The sequence below is a fragment of the Pseudoalteromonas sp. SR45-4 genome (genome assembly GCF_014163535.1).
GTDB classification, from domain to species: domain Bacteria; phylum Pseudomonadota; class Gammaproteobacteria; order Enterobacterales; family Alteromonadaceae; genus Pseudoalteromonas; species Pseudoalteromonas nigrifaciens.
The window spans coordinates 1-23337 of the sequence record NZ_JACJDO010000029.1; the positions used below are offsets into that span (position 1 = coordinate 1).

The following is a 23337-nucleotide window of genomic DNA, read 5'->3' on the forward strand; positions in this document are numbered from 1 at the left end:
GAGGTTTGTAACCTAGTGGGCTAAGTAAAAACCGAGCAAAGCTTCCGCGTCCTGCTCACGCCCCTTACCTACATCCATGTAGGCAACAAAGAGTCAATCGCCCCTAGGCAGAACCCTTCGGGCAGTGCCTGTTTGGCATTGATGCTACGTTATCGCCTATTTATGGGGAATAACCACACCACATAGGCTCTGCCTTGCCTAAATACCAAACACACTGCTGCAAATTCAACCTTGAAAGATCAACAGACCCTAATCAAGCCTAGGCGTTAGTAAACCTTACAAATTAAGCCTTTTAAGTAAAAACCTTCAGGGTAACTACCCGCAATAGGGTGATCGGCGGCTTGGTTTAAACGCTCCATAATAAGTAAGTCTTTACCAGCATCAAGGGCTGCATCAGCCACCACTTTTTGAAACAAGTTTTGCTCCATTAAGCCCGAACACGAGAAGGTTAATAAGGTGCCACCTGGTTTTAATATTTGCATAGCAATCATGTTTATGTCTTTATAGCCACGACACGCACCAGTAAGTTGTGCTTTGTTGTCGGCAAACTTTGGCGGATCCATTACTATAGTGTCAAACAATACACCGTCTTCGCGGTATTGACGCAGTAACTTAAATACATCTTGTTTGACAAAATCAACCTTATCTAAATCAAGGTTGTTATGCTCAACATTGCGCTTAGCTGTATCGAGGGCTGGCTGCGATACATCCACATTAGTTACGTGTTTACAGCCGCCACGTAGGGCATACAACGAAAATGTACCCGTGTAGCTAAAGCAGTTTAATACGGTTTTGTCTTTAGAAAAGCGTTCAAGTGCAGCGCGGCTATCGCGTTGATCTAAATAAAAGCCGGTTTTATGGCCATCAATAATATCAACTTCAATTTTAAAGCCATTTTCTGCAATGAGTACTGGGGCAGTTGGTTCATTGCCCCATAATGCCCCTTTAATTGGCTCAAGGCCTTCTTTGGTACGCACTTCTACGTCTGAGCGCTCGTAAATGCTCATACCAGGGAATATAGCCATTAACGCGCCAACAATTTCACCTTTATGACGCTCAGCACCCGCGCTAAGTAATTGACACACTAATACGTTGTCAAACTTATCTATGGTAACGCCGGGTAAAAAATCTGATTCTGCGGCGCAGAGTCTAAAGCCAGTTAAACCACCTTCTTCAATTACTTGGCTACGGGCTTCTAGTGCACGACGTAGGCGGCGTTCAAAAAAGTGTTGATCAATAACTTCTTTTTCGTCAAAGCTCCAAACACGGGCACGAATTTGTGAATGTGGGCTATAAGCTGCTGTTGCTAAAAATTTACCTTCACTGTCGTGAATAGTAACTGTGTCACCTAGGCCTGGTTTACCTTTAATTTTTTTGATGGCTTTGGAAAATAACCAAGGGTGTTTTCTTTTTAATGATTTATCGCGGCCAGCTTGCAGGTAAACGGCAGATGTCATAAAGCTTCTCAGTAGTAATAAATAAGCGCTGTATTTTAGTCAAGGCAAGGGCAACATACAATGAATGTTTTGCATGGAGCCCATAAATCGCGGTAAAGTATGGCTAATTCAATATGTTAATTAGGTATTTGGAACACGTTGTGACAGACATAATGTTAAGCCCTGAGCTGCAGCAGCTCAATTTACAGTGCAGAGCCTTTATTACCACACTAATTCATGCCGATGTGGCGCATGATATAACCCATATTGAACGCGTAGTTCGGGTTGCTATTAAATTGTGCGATGCAGAGCAAGCTAATATGAAGGTAGTGCTCCCGGCTGCATGGTTACACGACTGTGTAGCCGTGGCCAAAAACCATCCAGATAGGGCTAAAGCCTCTACTATGGCCGCCGATAAAGCGATTGCTTTTTTAGCTTCTATTAATTACGACGCGCAATTATTTACTCAAATTCATCATGCAATAGCGGCGCATAGCTTTAGCGCCAATATTAAAGTGAACTCAGTAGAAGCACAAATAGTGCAAGACGCAGACAGAATGGATGCACTAGGCGCGATTGGTATAAGCCGCTGCATGAAAGTAGGTGGCTCAATAAGTCGATTACTATATAACCCGGATGACCCATTTTGCCTACAACGCGAAGCAGATGATAAAAAATACACGCTTGATCATTTTTTTATTAAGTTATTACACATAGCTCAAAGCATGAATACTCCCTCGGCTAAGGCCGAAGCACTAAGACGTACTGAGTATATGCATGACTTTTTAGAGCAACTAAAGTCTGAAATAGGAGAGCAGCGTGAGTATACCTAAGCTAGCTGGGATTGATCATTGTCATTTAAATGTGGATGATTTAGCGCAAGCGGTTAAATGGTATGAGCGTGTTTTAGGCTTTAGTGTGGTTGAAGCGCTCGCCTTTTGGAATGAAGATGGCAAAGGGCCATTAACCCTTGAAGATGCAAATGCTACCACGCGTTTAGCGTTATTTACTGCACAGGGACGTAGTAAAGGCATTGCTTTTTTAGCCACTGGGGAGCAATTTATTGCATGGCTTGAGCATTTTGAACACCTAAATATTAAAACAGTATTAGCTGATCACGGCGTTACGTTTTCAATTTATTTTAAAGATAACAGCGGAAATAGCCATGAAATTACCTCTCATGACTATACGCAGATTAAAACTGTGTATCCGCAGGTATTATTAGGCTCGCATACAGCCAAAAAGAGCTAAATTAAAATCGCTCCTGATGAGCATTTTTTATGGCAATAATATCGTCAATTTTGCCAATAAATAGCTCAACCAATTGCGGGTCGAAGTGTTTACCGGCTTGTTGTTGCATATGTTCTATAGTTTGCTCTATGCTCCAAGGCTCTTTATAGGGGCGTTTTGAGGTAAGTGCATCAAATACATCGGCAATGGCAACAATACGGCCTTCCAGCGATATGGCTTCTCCTTTTAGGCCATTGGGGTAGCCAGTACCATCCCACTTTTCATGATGTTCAATTGCCAGCACATGCGCCAGTTGTAATAGTGGCGATGATGAATTTGCTAAAATTTGTGCACCAATTAAAGCGTGCTCTTTCATGTGGGTAAACTCATCGGCAGTTAACTTTCCGGGTTTTAGCAAAATGGCATCCGGAATACCTATTTTACCTACATCGTGCATAGGGGCTGCTTGGCGTAATAATTCGGCGTGTTGCTCATCCATACCCAGCGCCAATGCAAGTACTTTGCTGTATTGACTCATACGTATAATATGCTCACCGGTATCGGTGTCTTTATATTCTGCAGCACGACCTAAACGCTGTACTAAATCGACATGAGCTTGTTTTAGCTGCTCAGCTTGCACTAACGACAGGTGAGTTTTAACACGTGCCCGTACAATAGCAGGGCTAATGGGTTTGGTTATATAGTCTACAGCGCCTAGTTCAAAACCTTTAAATTCATCACTTTCATCACTTAGCGCAGTAACAAAAATAATAGGGATATGCGATGTTGCAGGGTTAGCTTTAACAATTTGGCATACTTCAAAGCCATTCATATCAGGCATCATAATATCGAGTAAAATTAGCTTTGGTAGTTCTTTTTCAAGTAATGCTATAGCGGCAGCGCCCGATTTAGCAAACGACATTCTATATTGATTACCAAGCACCTCGCGCATTACTTTTAAGTTTGCAGGCTCGTCGTCAACAATTAATATGCGGGGCTTATCTAGAATAAAATCCATTAATTAATTCTCCTTTAGGGTTAACTTTTTAAGTAAATTTGCTAATTTAACTTGCGCGTTATCAAAGTCGAATTCATCAAAGGCACTGGCTATTTCATCTATATCTACTTGTACTGATGCTATACATTTACGTTGTAACTGATCGAGAAGATCATCATTAAGTTCGGCATTTTGTGCATCAGCATAGAGTTCTTGGCAAATTTCTATTAGCTCAGCTGTTGATAACGGCTCAGCATTGTCGATAAGTTTGGCGGGCTCTTTACATATAGTGCTTGCTAATAATTGGCCGATAAGCGCCAATTCAGTTTTTATATCTGCCAAAACGCTGGTTAGCGCAGCTTCATCGTCTGCGTTCTCTAAACGCGTTAACAGTGTCATTAAGGTTAATAACCCTAAATTACCAGCCACGCCTTTTAAAGTGTGAATAAGCGTATAAACACTTTTAATATCGCTTAGTTGCAGCTTAAATAAGCTTATAAATTGCTTTTCGTTGGTATTAACAAATTTAGTAATTTCGGTAAGCTGTTTACATTTAGAGCCCCACAAAGCTAACCCTTTTTCAAAATCTATGTGCTTGGCATCGGGGTCGGTTTGCGCAATTAATGTTTCTTTTGCTAAGCCAAGTCCAAGCACCAGTGCTATTTCTTGATTCAGTTGGTTGATATCAACCGGCTTATTAGCAAACCCATTCATGCCTGCATTTTTAGCGGTTAGTTTATCTTGCTGTAACACGCTGGCTGTTAATGCAATAATAGGCGTAAATTTTATTTGTTTTAGTTGCTCCAATGTACGAATTTTAATGGTGGCCTCAATACCGTCACATTCAGGCATGTGAATGTCCATTAAAATGACATCAAAGTCTTGCTGATTAAACGCCTCAATGGCTTCTAAACCATTACTTGCAGTGGTTACTGTGTGTTGATCTCGCGAAAGTAATATAGAAAGTAGCTCTGTATTTTGTTCTATATCATCAACCACTAATATTCTAAGCGGAGGTAGTTCGGTATGTAGGCCTTCAAAATAATCTATTTTATTTTCATCACCAACAGTAAAAGGTAATGAGAAGTAAAAGCAGCTGCCTTTATCAACTTCACTCACTAAATCAATTGAGCCATGCATAAGCTCTACTAATTGTTTACTTATTGTTGTGCCTAAACCTGTGCCACCAAATCGACGTGTGGTCGTGCCATCGGCTTGCACAAAAGGCTGAAAAACCGCTTTAATACGATCTTTAGCAATACCAATGCCTGTATCTTGTACTTCAAAAAATAGGTGATTATTTTGTGTGGTACTTACGGTAACAGTAACAGCGCCTTGCTCAGTAAATTTAATAGCGTTACCAATAAGGTTTGTAAGTATTTGCCTAAGGCGGTCGGGATCACCGTAGTATGCGGTGCTAACTGATTTATTAATATTAAGCGTTAAATTAAGGTTTTTCTTTTTAGCTTCTAACCAAAAAGTTGAAATAATACTGTCGATAACGGGCTTTAAATTAAAATGCACAGGCTCAATGGTTAGCTTTCCTCGTTCTAACTTTGCAGAGTCGAGAATCTCATTAAGCAGCCGCAGCAAAGAGCGTGCTGCGCTATTAACCGTAACAAGGTGCTTTTGCTGCTCTTTACTTAGCGGTGTATCCATTAGCAGATCGCTAAAGCCAATAATTGCATTCATAGGGGTGCGTATTTCATGGCTCATATTTGCCATAAAAGATTGCTTAGCATTGGCAGCTTCTTCTGCTTGCAGTTTAGCGTGCTCTAATTTTGCTTCATACTCTTTGCGCTCAGTAATATCAACAAGTACACCATCAATCCACTGTGCAACATCGGTATTATTAAAGTCAAAACTACCTTTCTCTAATACCCATACAGTTGCGCCGTTGCGATGGCGAATTCTATATTCAACAGAGTATTGACGCTTTTCGGTAACGGCATTAGTGAGCGTGGTAATAATCATTTGTTGATCAGACTTTAAAATCAGGTCTGTAAACTCAATGTGTTGCTCAATAAATTCATCTGGTGTATAGCCAGTTAAATCCAATATACTTGGGCTAACAAATAGCATGGTGTAGTTAGTATCGAATTTACATCTAAAGGCAACGCCTGGCATATTTTGCATTAATGAGCGATATTTTTGCTCATTTTCAACAACCGTTTTTTGTAGCGCTCGTTGCTGCGTTAAGTCAGTAATAAAGCCAACATACAAAGGCGGTTGCCCAGTTTGCGTCACTTGTCCAATACCAAGGCGCACAGGGATCAAATGGTTATCTTTATGTTTAGCAAAAGTATCGCGGTTTATGCCTATAATAGCGCTTAGATCAAGAGTCATATCACCAGATGATGACGCATTGTTTAGAGCGTTATTATCATTTAAAAGAATCTGTACACTTTTACCTTGTAACTCATGTTCTCGCCAACCTAAAATCTTACTTGCTGCTTCATTAAAGCTTAAAATAATACCTTGATGATCAATAGTCACAATGCCATCTATTGCTGTTTCTAATATAGCGTTTAACCGCGACTCGTCGGCTGACTTTTCTTCAAGTAGCAGTTTATAGCGTACCATGCCATTAATTACAGCAACCAAGCTGGTTATTGCAACAGTTGCAGTGGCAACCGCAATTGCAACAAATGTAAGCCCAGCAGACGCATTTTCGTCTGCGTAAATTAGTGGGGAAGTTGCTACAAAACGGGTTGCTGCCATACCCATATAATGCATCCCAGTAACGGCAAAGCCTAATATAACGGCGCTGATTGAACGAGTTTGTAACTGTGTTAACCGAGGGAAAATTCTTTCAAGGTTAAAGTGGCTATATAAAGCTATAAAGGATAGGGCAACGGCCACTAAAATAGACAACCCAAACATAACTGGGTCATACCGTAGCATAGGCGCAAGCTCCATCGCTGCCATACCACTGTAATGCATAGTGCCAATACCTGAGCCTAATAATACCGAGCAAACAGCTAATACTTTAAAGTTACCATTACTTTTTACCAGTATAGATACAGCGTATTGGCACGCTAAAAATGCCGGTATAAAAGAGAGTAAGGTAATAGTTGGGTTATATTTAATGTTAGTACACAAAGAAAAAGCCAACATACCAATAAAATGCATGCTCCAAATACCCGCAGAAAAAACAGCTGCAGCGGTTACAGTAGCTAAACGTTGATAGCTTGGGAAAGTAGTTTTTTTAGCTAAATCAATGAGTTTTGTAGTAAAAAAAGCGGCAAATATGACTATTAAAACTGAAAGAGAAACCAAAAGGGGATCGTAAACCCCGTTTATAATTAAACTAGGATCTTGGTCAGTAATAAAGAAAGCTGATAACATGGCGGCTCTAAATAGGCATTTTAATCGTGTAGTTTAATAGAATTAATTAATTAATAAACCGTTAATTTTATGTTTGCTTATTAAGCTATAAATAAACAACGCGGCATTAACTAACCATTAGACGAAAAGTAGCCCCTAGCTAGTATAGTGTGAGAGATTAATTTGTTTGCCTACCAACTAAAAAAAAGTACCCGACGAAAGACCGTTGCTATTAAAGTGCATAATCAAAATGTGACGGTATATGCCCCCCATCACGTACAAAAAAAAGTGCTCGATAACTGGTTATTAGAAAAAAAATCATGGGTTGAGGCGCAGCTGCAAAAACAGCATACTTTGGTTGATACAAAACAGTATCCACTTAAGGACAAAAAGATCTGGTTTTTTTCAGAAGCAATTAATTTAACGTTTCAGCAAGGCAATACCTCTACAGTGGAGCGCCAACAAGATGGCCTGCTTATTACCGTTTCTGCTCGTGTTAAGCATCAGCAGCAAAAGTACCAATTACTTTTAGAGGCGTATTTAAAAGAGCAGTTAACCGCATACATAGAAATGCGACTTAATGACTTTTGCACGCAGATGCAAGAAGCGCTGCCTAACGATTTAAATATTGCAGTTTATAAACGCAAATGGGGAAGTTGTAATAGTAAAAGGGCGCTAACATTTAACTTATTATTGATTGGTGCACCGCATAGCATTATTGATTATGTAATAGTGCATGAGCTGGCGCATTTACGATATTTAAATCATAGCAAAGCATTTTGGCAGCGCGTAGCACAATTTTGTCCCGACTATAAAGCAAGTACGTTATGGCTAAAACAACATGGTATGAGTTTACAATGGGTATTTTAATGTTTAACTAAGAAAAAACACGGAGATTACTAACAAGGAATGTAGTAACTATATAAGTAGAAAATAAGTAGAAAAGTGGTGGAGGGAGCTGGATTCGAACCAGCGAAGGCTGAGCCGTCAGATTTACAGTCTGATCCCTTTGGCCGCTCGGGAACCCCTCCACACTAATTTTGTTACATTTGGCCCCACTTAACTTAGCGGTAAGAAAAGTGGTGGAGGGAGCTGGATTCGAACCAGCGAAGGCTGAGCCGTCAGATTTACAGTCTGATCCCTTTGGCCGCTCGGGAACCCCTCCAATGCAACGGCGCTGATAATAGCAAACATCGTATTTAAGTAAAGAAAAAAGCTAAAGAAAAATGAAATAAAGCCGATAAATAGGTATTACTTACTTCAATCGGCTAAAGTCTATGCAAATCGGTGATTTGTTAATCACAGAGAGTCAGCTCAACACTCGACTCAATAAAAGTGTGCATGAAAAGCGCCGAGGAGAGTTTGCGCTTTTACTCGCTATGCTATCTCATGATGCACTCGATTTTAGCCAATTCCATTTACCAAAAACAGAAATTGAAGATTCAACTGTTGGCGAAGATACCCTTCGCAAACAAATTGGAGCAGGTCCAAAGCAACTTTTAGCGCCAGATAAGTTTGATATCTTGATAGGGCAGTTTAACGCCTCACTATTAATGCAAGCAGGGGAACGCGCTGGAATGAGCGATATTAAATTAAATCACTGTTTAAACCCTGAACCATTGTTTATAAGAGATGATGTAAGCCATATTCCGCTTCAGGTGCGTGATAATTGTGAATTAGCAGTGCGCAGGCGTATAAATAACACACAAACGCAACTATCTAACCCGCAACTCGATGCTGCTGCTTTTTACGAAAGCCTAAATAATGATGCGCTTCACCACCCATTACATTTAGTAAGCGCTTAATTATAAAGCGTACGCTGTAACTGCTTTGATATTGCAATAACCAATTATATTAATAGAACTTGGCAAACGATTGCGTCATCACTCTAACTATTAAATTACTTGTCTGTAATATAAAGCCGCTAACTCTCTACACTTAAGCGCATTTTAGCGATACTTTATTTTATTAATGGATTAATAATTGATTTAATATAAAAAAAGCATCCAAAAATTAAATGCAATTGCTATAATAGGCTCAAATGGTATGACATTAAATGCCGTTATCATTAAACCAAGGTAATTAGGAACGTAATGAAGAAAATATTCACGCTAAATCACGAGAAAATCAAATATCCTCGTATGGTTGACGCCGCAAAGCATGAAGTGAAAAAATATTTGAAAAGAGAGCGTAACAAAACTCTACCACTCGATGCTGATTACTGGGCGTTTGATTGTAAGTTTGGTAATACCGCTGAAGATGCACAAGTAGTGCACGTTGCAGAGCTTAGTAATCATATAAGCGAAATAGAAAAGCAAAGCTTAACTTCTTTTTATGTAGAAATATTAGCGCGCCCAGCTCAACGTCAACAACCAGATTTGGATGACGACGAATAAGACGCTTATAAAGTAATTTGCGTAATTTTTAAAATGGGCCTAGTGGCCCATTTTTTGTTTGTACGTTTATACAAACGCGATTTCAACCTTGAGCATTCAAGTACAAGCAGCTTATAAGCAGTGCTTACTTTCAGTATTACCCTGAAAATTATGGCCGTGATTTTCTAAAACAATTAACAACAACTCTGTATCGCCATTTTTATATTTGGTTGTAAGTTTGATTAAAAACCCAACTTTAATACATTTGCATAACATAAGACTGTATTATACTGTGTTAGTTGATAATTATAGAAAACAGTAGTATTTATGCCATTAAATTATGCCGATAGCGATTTAAAACTTAGCCTTAAAACCTCAAAAGTTCTCATTGTTGATGATCAGTTACTTAGCATAATTGTACTGAAAAAAATATTATCAAAGCACTTTATTGTTAACACCGCCAACAGCGGTGAAGAAGCAGTTGAAATATGTAAATCTAATACTCCCGATATCGTACTGCTGGATATTTCAATGGATGGCATATGCGGTATAGAAACCTGTTTAAAACTTAAAACGACGACACAAACCCAAGATATTCCCGTTATATTTGTTACCTCCTTTGAAAATCAAGAAGAGGACTGCTGGGAAGCGGGCGCGGTAGACTTTATTCAAAAACCGATTAACCCAGAAACCTTATGCAGAAGAGTAAGAGCGCACTTAACTATTAAGCTGCAACATGACTTATTAAGCCAAAAAGTGTTTCTTGATGACTTAACTAAAGTATTTAACCGTCGTTATTTTGATACTCATATTAATAAAATACAATTGAGTGCATTAAGAGAGAATGCAGAATATGCTTTATTACTTATGGATATTGATTACTTTAAGCAATACAACGATATTTATGGACACGTAGAAGGCGACGCTGTTTTACACTTAGTTGCTCAAACAATTGCCAACAGCCTACAAAGGCCAAGCGATTTTGTTGCCCGATATGGCGGCGAAGAATTTGTGGTTGTGCTACCGCATACCAACGAGGAAGGCGCTCGCTGTGTTGCTGAAAAAATTAAAAATAACATATCCGGCTTGGGTGTTTTACATAAGTACTCAGAGTTTGAATTTGTCACTATAAGTATAGGTGGGGCTACGTTATTGCAATCAGACGAAGGCAGCATAGATATTTTGCAACGCGCAGATAAAAAAATGTACGCCGCTAAAGCACAAGGGCGAAATAAGGTGTGCTTTTAAAGCGCACTGTACCAAAATATGCAGTAGAGCAGTTATTAACGCAGTCCTATAGGTATGTAAATTGCCAATAGTTGCTCAAAAGAAAAGTTTAATTTTAGCCATACACCGCTTCATAACAGCGATTACTAGGTATGGCTATTTGTATTTAAGGTTTAGTTGCCTGCAATTACCTACTTTACTCACCGCACAGTTAGTTGCAGTTTGTTATATGCTATGACACTTTTTATATTTTTTGCCACTTTGGCAAGGACAGTTATCATTTCTGCTTATTTTAATATCGGCTACCGGAAATAGTGTGCCTTCAAGGTAGCGCCACTGCCCATCTTGTTTAATAAACAACGACTTTTCGTGCAACTCGCAATATAGGTTTTGGTAAAAGTAATTTACTTTAAATGTTACAAAGCCTTCGCTTGCATCGTGCTCAGTGTCGATGACGGTTAGCTTTATAAAGCGGCAGCTATCAGCAAAGTCTTTAATCTCTTTTACAGGGTTTTCTGCCTGTTTTTCACTTGCATAAGTTTGATAAACATAAGTTGCATTTTTAAGTACATATGCACTGTAGCGAGCACGCATAAGTTGCTCAGGTGTTTCAGCTATTTTTGATGCTAAATGAAGTGGTTCACAGCAGTCAGCATAGTTTTGCTGGCTGCCACAAAAGCAAGGAGAAGTCGTTAATGAGGTCATAATACTAATATAAAGAGTTTAAAACACGAGTTTAACAAGCTTATTGAGTCAGTGGTATCTCAAGGTTGTGAGTATTTTTAGTAAAACAGTAAAGCTTAGTATTTGTAGTGCTTAAATTTAATGATAGCTGTGTCAGCTGTTGATCATTAATAATATCGGTCCAGGTAATAACCGCAGCAAAGTTTCCGTTGTGTAGCGCCGAGCTAAGTACATATTCTAAGTTTACTAAATGTTTTTGCCTGATCACCAGTAATTTGCTGGTATCAATGGAGCATGAATCAAGTAAAGCTTTACTTGGTACATGGTCAGGTGCAATCAGTAGTGTCCATGCATTTAAGCTATTGTATTGGTGTAATACTTTAAGCAATTCAAAGGTTGCTGAAATTTCATCTTCAATTTGAATTAAATTCACACAATCACTTTTATCGTCTTGCTGATAACTTTTAACGGTTCTTACGGTAATAGGCTGTAACATAAATCTCTCACTCACTGGGTTTTTATACAGTACCCGTATACAGTAGTTTATACAGTGTTATGGTGCAAGTGTTTTTTTGCTAATTATTTGAACAGTCATTCAGTTTTAAATTTTTACACGGATAAAAAAACAAAAATAACTATTAAAAACAGAGCGTTAATATTTTAGATTTGTACTTTATATTTTTTACTAAAATTATGCGGCGAATAACACCTATACAGTACTTTATCCTCTATTATTTACGTTAAAGTAAAACTAATTATTTAGCATATAAGCACGGTAATTATTATTTTTAAAACCTAAAGCACATACGTATTACCGTGTCATATTTATTATTTCAGCTACTTCAATAACTTAATGCATAACAAGGTAAAATGTCCGGTATTTCGCTATTTTTATGCTAAAATCTCGCCACTTTTTACTACCTTAAGTTTGTTATGCTCGAAGCCTTATTTAAAATCCGCGCAAATGATTCCTCAGTACAACGTGAATGTGTTGCCGGTATGACTACTTTTATTACTATGGTTTATATTGTTTTTGTTAACCCAGCAATGCTTGCCCAAGCAGGAATGGATCAAGGCGCTGCGTTTGTAGCTACATGTATTGCAGCTGCAATAGGCTGTTTTATTATGGGCCTATGGGCCAATTATCCGTTAGCGTTAGCACCAGGTATGGGATTAAATGCTTTTTTTACCTATGGCGTTGTTTTAGGAATGGGTTATACCTGGGAAGCGGCATTAGGTGCTGTGTTTATGTCGGGTTGTATATTTTTATTTTTAAGCTTATTTAAAGTACGAGAGTGGATTATTAATGCCATTCCACTGGTGCTTAAACAAGCAATAGCGATCGGTATTGGTGCTTTTTTAGCGCTAATTGCGCTTAAAAGTGCAGGGATCATAGTATCTAGCCCTGCAACCTTAGTGCAGCTAGGTGATATTACTGCGCCTGGGCCATTACTTGCTATTTTAAGTTTTTTTGTAATTGCGGCATTGTTATATCGCGACTTTAAAAGTGGTGTGTTAATTAGTATTTTACTGGTAACTGGTATTGCTCTGGCTTTTGGTTTGGTTGAATATAAGGGGGTTATGTCTATGCCGCCGTCAATTTTACCAACCTTTATGCAACTTGATTTTAGTGCGGCATTTGAGCTTTCAATGCTGAGTGTTATTTTTGCATTTTTATTTGTAGATTTATTTGATACCTCAGGCACCTTGGTTGCGGTCACGCAAAAAGCAGGGCTTGCAGATGAAAAAGGCAATATGCCACGTTTAGGGCGCGCCCTTAGCGCTGATAGCACTGCAACTATTGCCGGTGCAATGTTAGGTACATCTACTACTACCTCTTACATAGAGTCGGTGGCTGGTGTTTCTGTAGGCGGATGCACAGGCTTAACAGCCGTTGTTGTGGGTATTTGTTTTTTATTGATGATGTTTTTTGCGCCACTAGCGCAAATGGTGCCAGCGTATGCTACTGCCGGTGCTATTTTATATGTTTCGGTACTTATGCTACAAAACTTAAAGTTTGTAAACTGGGACGATATGACAGATGCCATTCCTGTTAGTGTGGTGTTATTAATGACCCCGCTGACATTTTCTATTGCTCATGGTATTGCGCTTGGGTTTATTTCTTACACCGCGGTTAAAGTGTTATGCGGTAAAAAGGATCAAGTAAGTATTAGTGTGTGGATTTTAACGGCATTGTTTATTGTTAAGTTTGCATTTTTATCTTAAAAAACTTATTTATCTATCAATAAAAAAAAGCCCATACAAAATTGTATGGGTTTTTTTTATAAATTTTAGTGCCAATTTACCATTTCTTTTTCGGAGCAAATAATATGTCTAGGTCATCTTGCTCTTGCTCAGTTTTCTTTTTAAGTGCACTGGCATTCGATGCCCTTAACTCAACACTAATAGCTTCTAAGTAGCCTTCTACTTCTTGGTATTTAGCAGTTACATATGGATCGCTATACGATACCGCACTGAGTGAAGCATGAGCTTTTTCAAAATACTGTCTAGCTGAACCTACCATACCTGCAGAGCGCGCCGATAAACCACGTTTAATTTGGCTTTCAATATTTATTTGTAACTGTAGTTTTTCCATGCGCTTGTCCTCGATTACAAATAGTTGGCTATCAAGGTTACCTTTATTGTGCTCAGAGCGTAGAATAATACGTAATTTTTTTATGCCCTGTATTAGCGATACCAGTTGCTTATCGTTACTTGGCAGTGAAAGCGATTCGCTATTGCTGCCTTGAACTGGGTTGTTTAAACGCTCTTTCGCTTCATTTAAACGGTTTTTTAATATTTTAGAACCAGGTGAAAGCGATACCATGGTGCTAAGCGCATCGTGATTGCGACGCTGTAAAACACGTAGTGTATTATCTGAAAACGGGATATTAGCGTTATTCATTAACGCTTCCTCTGTTTCCTCAATAATAGCTTTTTGTTTGGTTAGTTCTTTACGGCGATCAGCTTCTTGTTTTTCTTTATGCTGTTGCACCGCACTTACCCAAAGCGCAATCACAATAAGAGCAACAATGAGTATAATTATAATAGAGACGATCATGTTACAGTTCTCGGGTTCTAAACCTAATAGCTCAATCTTACATTAAATATATAAGAACAGGAAAACTTTGCGCTAATTAACTACAAAAGCAGGCTAAGAAAGCGTTTAAATCTTAATGCTTTATATGATAATCATTGCTATCTGAAGTATATTTATTGTGCTAGCCTAAGCCTATATTTATTAAATACGGTATTATCAATTAAAACCTACCTTTTGTTGGGTGGTCAGTTTTTAAAGATAAAGTATTTACCCCTCAAAAACGAATAATAACGAAAATACATAGCTATGAAATTACAACAACTTAGATATATTGTAGAAGTTCAAAATCATAAATTAAATGTCTCAGCAACAGCTGAAAGTTTATTTACCTCGCAACCAGGTATTTCTAAGCAAGTGCGCATGCTTGAAGATGAGTTAGGTATTCAAATTTTTGGTCGCAGTGGTAAACATTTAACGCATGTAACCAGTGCCGGTGAAGAGGTCATTAATATATCGCGCGAAATCCTTTCAAAAGTGGAAGGTATTAAAGCGGTTGCTCATGAGCATACTTTACCAGATCAAGGTAAGCTTAATATTGCCACTACTCATACCCAAGCACGTTACGCATTGCCGAATGTTATTAAAGGGTTTATGAAAAAATACCCTGCAGTGTCACTTCATATGCACCAAGGTACACCGCAGCAAATATCAGATGCAGCTGCACGTGGCGATGCTGACTTTGCTATTGCAACAGAAGCACTACACTTATATTCAGACCTTGTTATGCTGCCTTGTTATCATTGGAACCGTAGTATTGTGGTGGCAAAAGACCATCCATTAGCTAAAAAAGCCAATAATATAACCGTGGCTGATATTGCAAAATACCCGCTTATTACCTATGTATTTGGCTTTACTGGGCGCTCAGAACTAGATAAAGCGTTTAGTGCCCATGGGCTTGAGCCGCATATAGTATTTACCGCCACCGATGCCGACGTTATTAAAACATATGTACGCTTAGGGTTAGGTGTTGGAGTGGTTGCGTCAATGGCGATTGATCAAGTCAGTGATACTGATTTAGTGTGTATTGATGCCAGCCATTTATTTGAGGCGAGCACTACCAAAATTGGCTTTAGAAAAGGCAGTTTTTTACGCACTTATATGTATGACTTTATTGAACGCTTTGCACCACACTTAACTAAAGAGCGAGTAGAGCGTGCTAATCTATTACGCAATCAAGAAGATGTTGATAAATTATTTGCTGATATAGAGTTGCCGGTTAAATAATCGTTTTAGTATCGAGTATTTTAGGTGTTTAGTATTTAGCTATCTATATTAAAGTTACTAATAAAAAAGCCGCCAGTTTTTAAACTGACGGCTTTTTTAATTATTCTTTAGTGTGGTGTTAACACTCAATAATATTAACGGCTAAACCACCACGAGCGGTTTCTTTATATTTAGTTTTCATGTCGTTACCGGTTTCGAGCATAGTTTTAATCACTTTATCGAGTGATACTTTTTGCTCGCCACTACCGCGAATTGCAAGGCGTGACGCATTAATCGCTTTTATTGCGCCCATGGCGTTGCGTTCAATACACGGTACTTGCACTAAGCCACCAACTGGGTCACACGTAAGGCCTAAGTTATGCTCCATGCCAATTTCGGCGGCATTTTCTACTTGCACTACATTACCACCTACAATTTCGGTAAGTGCGCCTGCAGCCATTGAGCAAGCCACGCCTACTTCACCTTGACAGCCTACTTCAGCACCCGAAATAGAGGCGTTCTTTTTATATAAAATACCGATTGCGGCGGCGGTTAATAAATAACGCGTGACAATATCGCGATCAACTTCTTTTATAAAAGTATGATAATACATAAGTACTGCTGGTAAAATACCCGCTGCGCCATTGGTAGGTGCGGTAACTACACGACCGCCTGCGGCGTTTTCTTCATTTACAGCTAAAGCAAATAAGTCGACCCAATCCATAGCACGCAGGGGGTCGTTACTTACTTCTACATTAAGTTTTAAGTGTAAATTTGGAGCACGACGTTTTACTTTTAAACCACCGGGTAAAATACCTTCGGTGCGCATACCACGCTCAATACAGGCTTTCATTACTTGCCAAATATTAAATAACTCGTCTTTAATGTCGTTTTCGCTGCGTAATGTTTTTTCGTTATGCATCATTAAAGTAGATACACTGAAACCCGACTCTTTACACATTTCTAGTAGCTCTTGTGCGCTACCAAAAGGAAAAGGTGCTGGGTTTTCTTCACGAATATCAAGCGCTGCTTGTTTTTCGTTTTCAAAATCTTGATCGGTAACAATAAAGCCACCGCCAATAGAGTAATAAATTTGGCTATAAACCTTCTCGCCATTATTAGAGGCAATAATTTCCATTGCATTAGAGTGCTTAGGCAGCGTTTTACGACGGTGAAAAACAATAGCCCCTTGCTTTGGGAATTTAGCCTTATGCGTTTGATTTAAGTAAATAACTTGTTCTTTTTCAATTGTGGCTAAAATAGTATCAACCAAATCGGCGTCGATAGTTTCAGGATCATACCCAGCAAGGCCAAGTATTACTGCTTTACCAGAGCCGTGGCCAATACCAGTTTGACCTAGCGAGCCGTACAGCTCTACTTTAATATCGGTAACGTTTGCTAATAATTGTTTTTCTTGTAGGTCATTAACAAATAAACGAGATGCGCGCATTGGGCCAACGGTATGTGACGAAGAAGGGCCAATACCAATACTAAACATATCAAATGCACTTATCATAATGTGTCTCTTCTGTGTTTACTCAGCACTAGGCTGCTTTTTTGAACGGTCGTGTATAGTAACGCTAAATTGTGACTATGTAACCATTAATCAAGAACATTTAAACTGGTAAGGCGAGTTGTTTTGTAAAGTTTTTTATGATGCTTGCAGTGGCACCCCAAAGTAAACCATGTGGGGTATTGTAACCATATAAAATAATGGTTTTACCAAAACGCTGAAAAGGCAGGGGTTGCCAATTAGCCTCGTTAGTTAAATCACGCAGTGGTAATAAAAAACTAGCTTGTACCTCGTTATGATCGTTCTCCCAAATGGTGTGTTTATTAAGCATGCCAACAAAGGGGCTAATATTAAAGCCGGTGAGTGTTGAGTACAAAGGTAATTGGCCAAACACTTTAACATTACTGGGCGTAATATTTAGCTCTTCATGTAGTTCACGCAGGGCAGTAGTGCGAAGCGTAATATCACTTGTTTCAAACTTACCACCGGGTAAGCAAATTTCACCGGGATGATGGTGTAAATAAATAGGGCGCTTACACAGTAAAATATGCGCATGATCATCTACATCAATAAGCGGCAACATGACTGCGCTGGCACGCTTTTTAGAGTTGTCTATTCCTTGATCTGGCGCTGCCGTAGGGCTTAACTGAAACCGCGCCATAATGTGTTCACTATTCAAAGCGACCTACTGTTATTTATAATAATGGAAGTATTTTATTTACTTTATCGTATGTTTCTTGGTATTCCAATGCAACTTTAGAATCAGCTACTATGCCACCACCGGCCCAGCAGTGTATATGTTGGGCGTGGCATACCAAGGTGCGAATAGTAATGCTGGTATCCATGTTACCACAAGCACTTAAATAGCCTATTGAACCACAATAAATACTGCGACGATGTGGTTCAAGCTCTTCAATAATTTCCATTGCTCTCACTTTAGGCGCGCCAGTAATAGAGCCTCCAGGAAATGCTGCAGCAAGTTGATCAACCGCCGTTTTACCCTTTGCTAATGTGGCCGTAACGGTGCTAACTAAATGATGCACCGCCGGAAAACTCTCAATAGCGAATAACGAGGGCACCTGAACCGATCCTGGCTTGGCTACTTTACCTAAATCGTTTCGTAATAAATCTACAATCATTACATTTTCAGCGCGATCTTTGGCAGAGTTTGCCAATAACTGTGCTTGTTGGGCGTCTTGCTGCGGATCCGTTTTTCGCGGTAACGTGCCTTTAATCGGCTTAGTTTGCACTTGATCATCGCTTACTAATATAAAACGCTCCGGAGAAATAGACAAAATTGCGCCTTGCGGATGGTTTATAAAGCTAGAAAACGGCGCTTTATTCGCTGCTGTTAATTTAACGTAGGCAGCCCAAGGCGAGCCTTCATATTGGGCACTAAAACGCTGTGCTAAATTTATTTGATAGCAATCGCCTGTTTTTAAATAATCTTCAATTACGGCAAATTTTTGCGCATAATCAGCGCGGCTCATATTAGATTGCCACGCCGTTTTAAGTGCAAAGCTAGGCATAATGGCAGGCTGTGCTAAATACTGCTGATAAAGTGCTAAGCGATTAACCTTAGGCTGGGCAATATAAAACCAACTGTTTTGTTGTTTATCGTATATGAGTGCATCTAAGTACAAGCCAACGGCCATTTGTGGCAAGTCTATATCGTTTATAGCGCTACTTGGGAGGTTTTCAAGTGTGCGGCCTAAGTCATAACCCAAATAACCCAGCCAGCCACCACTAAAGGGTAGGTTGTTGGCCGCTTTGTTGTTATTAAGTTTTAGCAGTTCGCTGTTCATTATTTCAAAGCAGCTTCTTGCATCGGGTTGGTTATTTAAAATACTGAGGTTGTTTTGTACTTCCAGTGTGCTTTTGGGCTCGATGGCAATAATATCAAAACGACTGTCTACATGCTCACTATTGGCCGAATCGAGTAAAATGGCATAAGGCAAGTGGGCAAAATGCGCAAATACATCAATACAGCTTTGTGTTATGGCTAATTTTATACAATTATTTTTATTGTTTAGCATTTACTACCCCTTTAAGAACTGGCTCGAAACGGGCGAGGAGGGTATCATAAGTCAAATTTTTTTGGCAGCGTTTAGTTGCTTCCCAAATTAAAAACAGTGCAAACCACCGTCACCGGTTTGATATAGCTTACGCGACACCGCGTAACGGTAACTTAAGGAACCACTATGAGTACAATCCGTCAGCAAGACTTTATAGATAGCATTGAAGATGCTTTGCAGTATATTTCCTTCTATCATCCCCTTGATTTTGTTCAAGCGCTTGAAAAAGCCTATAACAAAGAACAAAGTAAAGCAGCAAAAGATGCCATCGCACAAATTCTAATTAACTCGCGTATGTCGGCTGAGGGCAAGCGTCCGCTTTGCCAAGACACAGGTATTATTACCTGTTTTGTTAAAGTAGGTATGGATGTTAACTGGGATAAAACCGATTTAACCGTTCAACAAATGGTTGATGAAGGCACACGCCGTGCATACTTAAATCCAGACAACCCGCTGCGCGCCTCTATTGTTGCAGACCCTGCAGGTACTCGTAAAAACACCAAAGACAATACCCCTTCAGTTGTACATATAGATTTAGTAGCGGGCGGTAAGGTTGAAGTAATGGTAGCGGCTAAAGGCGGCGGCTCTGAAAACAAAAGTAAAATGGTTATGTTAAACCCATCTGACGATGTGGCAGAATGGGTAGAAAAAACGCTACCTACAATGGGCGCAGGCTGGTGTCCGCCTGGCATGCTAGGTATAGGTATTGGTGGTACGGCTGAAAAAGCGGCAGTAATGGCTAAAGAGTCGTTAATGGATCCGGTAGATATTCATGAATTAATGGAACGCGGTGCAGAAACCACAGAAGAAAAGCTACGTTTAGAAATATTTGAACGCGCTAATAAATTAGGTATTGGCGCACAAGGCTTAGGCGGTTTAACAACGGTTGTTGATGTTAAAATTAAAACAGCACCAACGCATGCAGCGTCAAAACCGGTCGTGATGATCCCTAACTGTGCGGCTACTCGCCACGTACACTTTACCCTTGATGGTTCAGGCCCAGCAAACCTAAAAGCACCTAAGTTAGAAGATTGGCCACAAGTAACCTTTGAAGTGGGCGAAGGCACACGTCGTGTTGATTTAAATACCTTGACCAAAAAAGATGTGCAAGAATGGAAAATGGGTGAAACTGTTTTACTTTCGGGTACTATTTTAACGGGTCGAGATGCCGCGCATAAGCGTTTGCAAGACATGATCAACTCAGGCGAAGGTTTACCTAAAGGCGTAGACTTCGATAATAAATTTATTTATTACGTAGGCCCAGTAGATGCTGTACGTGACGAAGCAGTGGGCCCTGCGGGTCCGACAACGGCTACGCGTATGGATAAATTTACCGATATGATGCTAGAAAAAACCGGCATTGTAGGCATGATAGGTAAAGCAGAGCGTGGTCCTGCTACGGTTGAGTCTATTAAGCAGCATAAGTCAGTGTACTTAATGGCAGTTGGCGGCGCGGCGTATTTGGTATCTAAAGCAATTAAAAAAGCACGTGTTGTTGCTTTTGAAGATTTAGGTATGGAAGCCATCTACGAGTTTGAAGTAGAAGATATGCCAGTAACAGTCGCTGTTGATAGCGAAGGCGCTAATGCGCATACGCAAGGCCCTGCAATTTGGAAAGCTAAAATTGAAGAGCTAGATAGTAAGCTAAAGTAACTTAACTTACTTAATTTACTAAATATACAAAGCGAGCCCAGTGCTCGCTTTTTGTTTAACTTAAACTAAGTAACCTGATCTCTGGATAATAAACCTATCTCAAACAGCTATTTTCAGCGCTAACTGCGTTGAATTCACTGAAAATCTCTGGCTAGAGAAAATAAAGATAAATATAACTATGATTCAATACGTTAGTAAATCTCTTAACCAGAGTTCAGGTTAAATAACCTGTTCTATTGCCCGTAATTTAATTTGCTTAGCAAAAGAGTAAACAGCTCTGACCAGTTCTCCTAAACCAACACCTTTTAAGGCAAGCCTGTGCAGCATAAGCGTTTGCATATTATGCTTGCGTGTAATTTAAACTTTACAGTTACTTGGTGTGTTACGTTCACGTAAGCGTAAACTTTGTGGTATTTGTTGTTTTTAGCATTTAAAACTTAAATACGCTACTTTTTAGTGTTTTTTATGTGCTTTATTGCTTTTATTTGGTTATTTAATTCAATACCGTTTTGCGCTTGGGTTTATCCTCTCATGGTATAGCGAAGCGTTATCCGAAGTGATAAAGTCTCGGCAATTTCATGCATGCATACCCTTTAAGGGTAACTATTTCGGAGTATTAAAAGTGGTTGTGTTTAATCAAGTTGAATTTGATAACCATGAACAAGTGGTTTTTTGTACTGATAAAGAGTCGGGTTTAAAAGCAATCATTGCGGTACATAATACTAACCTAGGTCCGGCAGTGGGCGGATGTAGAATGTGGGATTATGCAAATGATGAAGATGCAGTTTACGACGTGCTGCGTTTATCCAAAGGCATGACCTATAAAAATGCAGTTGCGCGCTTGCCATTTGGTGGCGGTAAATCTGTGATTATTGGTAATGCTAAAGAAATTAAATCTGAGCAATTATTCCGTGCTTTTGGTCGTCAATTAGAGCGATTAAACGGCAGCTACTATTCAGCTGAAGATGTAAATATCAACTGCGACGATGTTGCAATGATGAACAAAGAAACCAGTTATGTACTTGGCCTTGAAGGCAAAAGTGGTAACCCATCACCATTTACAGCATACGGTACGTTTTTAGGTATAAAAGCGGCATTAAACCATCAGCGTGGTCATCAAAACTTTGCTGGTATTAAAGTAGCAGTACAAGGGTTAGGGACAGTTGCTTATACTTTATGTAAGCATTTGTCAGAGGCAGGCGCTGAGCTATATGTTACTGATATTAACCAAGCAGCAATTGACCGTGTTGTTAATGAATTTGGTGCTACAGCCGTTGGCATTGACGAAATTTACGATTTAGACGTAGACGTGTACGCACCTTGTGCACTAGGTGCAACTATAAACGATGCAACTATACCGCGCCTTAAAGCTACTATAATTGCAGGCTGTGCCAATAACCAGTTGGCACAATCGCGCCATGGTGAAATTATTCGTGAGAAAGGTATTTTATATGCACCAGATTACGTAATTAACGCCGGTGGTATTATTAATGTTTATTATGAAACGCTACCAGAAGGGTACAGTGCTGCTGCGTCAAATAAACATGTTGAAGGTATTTTTGATACCCTAACTGAAATTTTTGCGCGTAGTGAAAAAGAGCAAAAATCTACGCATTTAATTGCTGATGAGCTTGCACAAGAGATCCTTAAAAACGGTCTTTAATCGGCTAAATAAGTTAACCGTAAATATTAGGGCGTGCAATTGCACGCCTTTTTTTTGTTTATACGTTAAACTTAATTTTTTATTTTATGTGTTTATTTATCTATGTCTTCTTCGCCTGTTTCTATGCAGCCTATTGATTTTGATAGCTGGCCCCGTAAACAACATTTTGAGTTGTTTAAACACTTTTCTCAACCTTACTTTAATGTGTGTGTACAGCTAAACGCGAAGGCCTTATATAATTACTGTAAAGCGCATCAGCTGTCTTTTTTTCAGGCCTATACTTATGCCACACTTAAAGCGTGCCATGCGTACCCGCCAATTATGCTGCGTATTATTAATGATAAGCCATGGTTACTAAGTAACACCCGCGCTAGTGTGGTTGAGCTGGCAGCAGATGACTCGTTCAGGTTTAGTTACTTTAGTGATAAGGCCAACTTTACTGAGTTTGCCGTGCATGCCAGCGCAGTTAGTTTTAATGCTAAATCGCAGCCTTTATTTTCTGACGCCTTTGCACAAACCGAAGGGCAGGCCGACTTAATTCATATTTCGGTGTTACCTTGGCTAAATTTTAGTGCTTTTTCGCATGCGTTTAGTGAAGGGAAATGTTTAGGGATCCCTAAATTTGTATTTGGTCAGCTTAATAAACAGCAGCAAACTATGCCCTTAGCCATTGATGTACATCACTCTTTAATGGATGGTTTACACGTGGCAAAGTTTATAAACATTTTACAAGATACATTTGATAACTTTTGTAAAGATTAGTTAATGAAATGCTACTGCAGGCTGTGGTAGTATTTTCTTAGTTTAGCTGGTTTTGGTTGGTTTTTAATCACTTAGGATTGCGTTAAATTTGG

The 23337-nt window shown here is 39.3% G+C and carries 20 protein-coding genes and 2 tRNA genes; 11 read left to right on the plus strand and 11 right to left on the minus strand.

Annotated elements, in window-relative coordinates:
* Positions 1-266: 266 nt before the first annotated feature.
* A complete protein-coding gene (locus tag H5058_RS12450) occupies positions 267-1457 on the minus strand; it encodes a class I SAM-dependent methyltransferase (protein ID WP_011327833.1) in 1191 nt (396 codons plus the stop codon).
* A 152-nt stretch (positions 1458-1609) separates the two neighbouring features.
* Here H5058_RS12450 and H5058_RS12455 point away from each other — a divergent pair, with 152 nt between their 5' ends.
* Positions 1610-2269, plus strand: a complete 660-nt coding sequence (locus H5058_RS12455) for an HD domain-containing protein (protein WP_011327834.1) — start codon at positions 1610-1612, stop codon at positions 2267-2269.
* A complete protein-coding gene (locus H5058_RS12460; RefSeq protein ID WP_086993303.1) occupies positions 2256-2687 on the plus strand; it encodes a VOC family protein in 432 nt (143 codons plus the stop codon). The genes H5058_RS12455 and H5058_RS12460 overlap by 14 nt, the downstream gene beginning before the upstream one ends.
* 1 nt (position 2688) lies before the next feature.
* On the opposite strand, the gene H5058_RS12465 is transcribed toward H5058_RS12460, so the two are convergent.
* The gene (locus H5058_RS12465; protein WP_179806739.1) at positions 2689-3684 is read right to left on the minus strand and encodes a two-component system response regulator; all 996 of its coding nucleotides are present in this window, start codon (positions 3682-3684) and stop codon (positions 2689-2691) included.
* 3 nt (positions 3685-3687) lie between these two features.
* Positions 3688-7011, minus strand: coding sequence for an MHYT domain-containing protein (locus H5058_RS12470; protein ID WP_182678457.1), 3324 nt, complete (start codon positions 7009-7011; stop codon positions 3688-3690).
* A gap of 162 nt (positions 7012-7173) precedes the next feature.
* Between H5058_RS12470 and H5058_RS12475 the strand changes: the two genes are divergently transcribed.
* Positions 7174-7860 (plus strand): M48 family metallopeptidase, encoded by a 687-nt coding sequence (locus tag H5058_RS12475; RefSeq protein ID WP_182678459.1) that lies wholly within the window; start codon positions 7174-7176, stop codon positions 7858-7860.
* Positions 7861-7936: 76 nt separating this feature from the next.
* On the opposite strand, the gene H5058_RS12480 is transcribed toward H5058_RS12475, so the two are convergent.
* Together H5058_RS12480 and H5058_RS12485 are read right to left on the minus strand one after the other, a co-directional pair.
* Positions 7937-8021 (minus strand) — tRNA-Tyr (locus tag H5058_RS12480).
* 49 nt (positions 8022-8070) lie between these two features.
* Positions 8071-8155, minus strand: a tRNA-Tyr gene (locus tag H5058_RS12485).
* 112 nt (positions 8156-8267) lie between these two features.
* On the opposite strand from H5058_RS12485, the gene H5058_RS12490 reads away from it, so the two are divergent.
* The 3 genes from H5058_RS12490 (at position 8268) to H5058_RS12500 (ending at position 10613) form a co-directional block, all read left to right on the plus strand.
* Positions 8268-8795 (plus strand): VC2046/SO_2500 family protein, encoded by a 528-nt coding sequence (locus H5058_RS12490; RefSeq protein ID WP_011327839.1) that lies wholly within the window; start codon positions 8268-8270, stop codon positions 8793-8795.
* A 288-nt stretch (positions 8796-9083) separates the two neighbouring features.
* Entirely contained in the window at positions 9084-9386 is a 303-nt protein-coding gene (locus H5058_RS12495) for a DUF6172 family protein (protein ID WP_011327840.1), read from the plus strand.
* Positions 9387-9692: 306 nt separating this feature from the next.
* Positions 9693-10613: a diguanylate cyclase gene (locus H5058_RS12500; RefSeq protein WP_182678461.1), complete on the plus strand. Its 921-nt coding sequence runs from the start codon at positions 9693-9695 to the stop codon at positions 10611-10613.
* A gap of 204 nt (positions 10614-10817) precedes the next feature.
* Here the strand turns inward: H5058_RS12500 and H5058_RS12505 are convergent, their stop codons facing one another.
* Positions 10818-11297: a YchJ family protein gene (locus H5058_RS12505; protein WP_179806734.1), complete on the minus strand. Its 480-nt coding sequence runs from the start codon at positions 11295-11297 to the stop codon at positions 10818-10820.
* Positions 11298-11337: 40 nt separating this feature from the next.
* On the minus strand, positions 11338-11772 hold the full coding sequence (locus H5058_RS12510) for a SulA-like leucine-rich domain-containing protein (RefSeq protein ID WP_011327844.1): 435 nt from the start codon (positions 11770-11772) through the stop codon (positions 11338-11340).
* A gap of 437 nt (positions 11773-12209) precedes the next feature.
* Between H5058_RS12510 and H5058_RS12515 the strand changes: the two genes are divergently transcribed.
* Positions 12210-13502, plus strand: a complete 1293-nt coding sequence (locus H5058_RS12515) for an NCS2 family permease (protein WP_182678463.1) — start codon at positions 12210-12212, stop codon at positions 13500-13502.
* A gap of 76 nt (positions 13503-13578) precedes the next feature.
* On the opposite strand, the gene H5058_RS12520 is transcribed toward H5058_RS12515, so the two are convergent.
* Positions 13579-14337 carry a hypothetical protein gene (locus H5058_RS12520; protein WP_179806733.1) on the minus strand — a complete coding sequence of 253 codons (759 nt, stop codon included), beginning with the start codon at positions 14335-14337 and terminating at the stop codon, positions 13579-13581.
* A 285-nt stretch (positions 14338-14622) separates the two neighbouring features.
* Between H5058_RS12520 and cysB the strand changes: the two genes are divergently transcribed.
* Positions 14623-15600 carry an HTH-type transcriptional regulator CysB gene (gene cysB, locus H5058_RS12525; protein ID WP_182678465.1) on the plus strand — a complete coding sequence of 326 codons (978 nt, stop codon included), beginning with the start codon at positions 14623-14625 and terminating at the stop codon, positions 15598-15600.
* A gap of 118 nt (positions 15601-15718) precedes the next feature.
* On the opposite strand, the gene H5058_RS12530 is transcribed toward cysB, so the two are convergent.
* The 3 genes from H5058_RS12530 to pabB all read right to left on the minus strand — a co-directional run bounded on the left by H5058_RS12530 (position 15719) and on the right by pabB (position 19128).
* Positions 15719-17095, minus strand: coding sequence for an L-serine ammonia-lyase (locus H5058_RS12530; protein ID WP_011327848.1), 1377 nt, complete (start codon positions 17093-17095; stop codon positions 15719-15721).
* 100 nt (positions 17096-17195) lie between these two features.
* On the minus strand, positions 17196-17771 hold the full coding sequence (locus H5058_RS12535; RefSeq protein WP_182678467.1) for a CoA pyrophosphatase: 576 nt from the start codon (positions 17769-17771) through the stop codon (positions 17196-17198).
* Positions 17772-17787: 16 nt separating this feature from the next.
* Complete coding sequence (pabB, locus tag H5058_RS12540; RefSeq protein WP_182678469.1) at positions 17788-19128, minus strand: aminodeoxychorismate synthase component I; 1341 nt, start codon at positions 19126-19128, stop codon at positions 17788-17790.
* A 165-nt stretch (positions 19129-19293) separates the two neighbouring features.
* Between pabB and H5058_RS12545 the strand changes: the two genes are divergently transcribed.
* From H5058_RS12545 to H5058_RS12555, 3 genes are all read left to right on the plus strand, one after another.
* Positions 19294-20820: a fumarate hydratase gene (locus H5058_RS12545; RefSeq protein WP_011327851.1), complete on the plus strand. Its 1527-nt coding sequence runs from the start codon at positions 19294-19296 to the stop codon at positions 20818-20820.
* 622 nt (positions 20821-21442) lie between these two features.
* On the plus strand, positions 21443-22483 hold the full coding sequence (locus H5058_RS12550) for a Glu/Leu/Phe/Val dehydrogenase (RefSeq protein WP_089368020.1): 1041 nt from the start codon (positions 21443-21445) through the stop codon (positions 22481-22483).
* Between the two features lie 123 nt (positions 22484-22606).
* A complete protein-coding gene (locus H5058_RS12555; protein WP_080516808.1) occupies positions 22607-23245 on the plus strand; it encodes a chloramphenicol acetyltransferase in 639 nt (212 codons plus the stop codon).
* Positions 23246-23337 lie beyond the last annotated feature (92 nt).

Bases quoted from the DNA above. Each gene is read 5' to 3' on its own strand.
- H5058_RS12545 (WP_011327851.1), top strand. From the start codon at position 19,294: ATGAGTACAATCCGTCAGCAAGACTTTATAGATAGCATTGAAGATGCT.
- H5058_RS12555 (WP_080516808.1), top strand. From the start codon at position 22,607: ATGCAGCCTATTGATTTTGATAGCTGGCCCCGTAAACAACATTTTGAG.
- H5058_RS12515 (WP_182678463.1), top strand. From the start codon at position 12,210: ATGCTCGAAGCCTTATTTAAAATCCGCGCAAATGATTCCTCAGTACAA.
- H5058_RS12500 (WP_182678461.1), top strand. From the start codon at position 9,693: ATGCCATTAAATTATGCCGATAGCGATTTAAAACTTAGCCTTAAAACC.
- cysB (WP_182678465.1), top strand. From the start codon at position 14,623: ATGAAATTACAACAACTTAGATATATTGTAGAAGTTCAAAATCATAAA.
- H5058_RS12455 (WP_011327834.1), top strand. From the start codon at position 1,610: ATGTTAAGCCCTGAGCTGCAGCAGCTCAATTTACAGTGCAGAGCCTTT.
- H5058_RS12510 (WP_011327844.1), bottom strand. From the start codon at position 11,772: ATGTTACAGCCTATTACCGTAAGAACCGTTAAAAGTTATCAGCAAGAC.
- H5058_RS12495 (WP_011327840.1), top strand. From the start codon at position 9,084: ATGAAGAAAATATTCACGCTAAATCACGAGAAAATCAAATATCCTCGT.
- H5058_RS12450 (WP_011327833.1), bottom strand. From the start codon at position 1,457: ATGACATCTGCCGTTTACCTGCAAGCTGGCCGCGATAAATCATTAAAA.
- H5058_RS12520 (WP_179806733.1), bottom strand. From the start codon at position 14,337: ATGATCGTCTCTATTATAATTATACTCATTGTTGCTCTTATTGTGATT.
- H5058_RS12470 (WP_182678457.1), bottom strand. From the start codon at position 7,011: ATGTTATCAGCTTTCTTTATTACTGACCAAGATCCTAGTTTAATTATA.
- pabB (WP_182678469.1), bottom strand. From the start codon at position 19,128: ATGCTAAACAATAAAAATAATTGTATAAAATTAGCCATAACACAAAGC.
- H5058_RS12465 (WP_179806739.1), bottom strand. From the start codon at position 3,684: ATGGATTTTATTCTAGATAAGCCCCGCATATTAATTGTTGACGACGAG.
- H5058_RS12505 (WP_179806734.1), bottom strand. From the start codon at position 11,297: ATGACCTCATTAACGACTTCTCCTTGCTTTTGTGGCAGCCAGCAAAAC.
- H5058_RS12490 (WP_011327839.1), top strand. From the start codon at position 8,268: ATGCAAATCGGTGATTTGTTAATCACAGAGAGTCAGCTCAACACTCGA.
- H5058_RS12530 (WP_011327848.1), bottom strand. From the start codon at position 17,095: ATGATAAGTGCATTTGATATGTTTAGTATTGGTATTGGCCCTTCTTCG.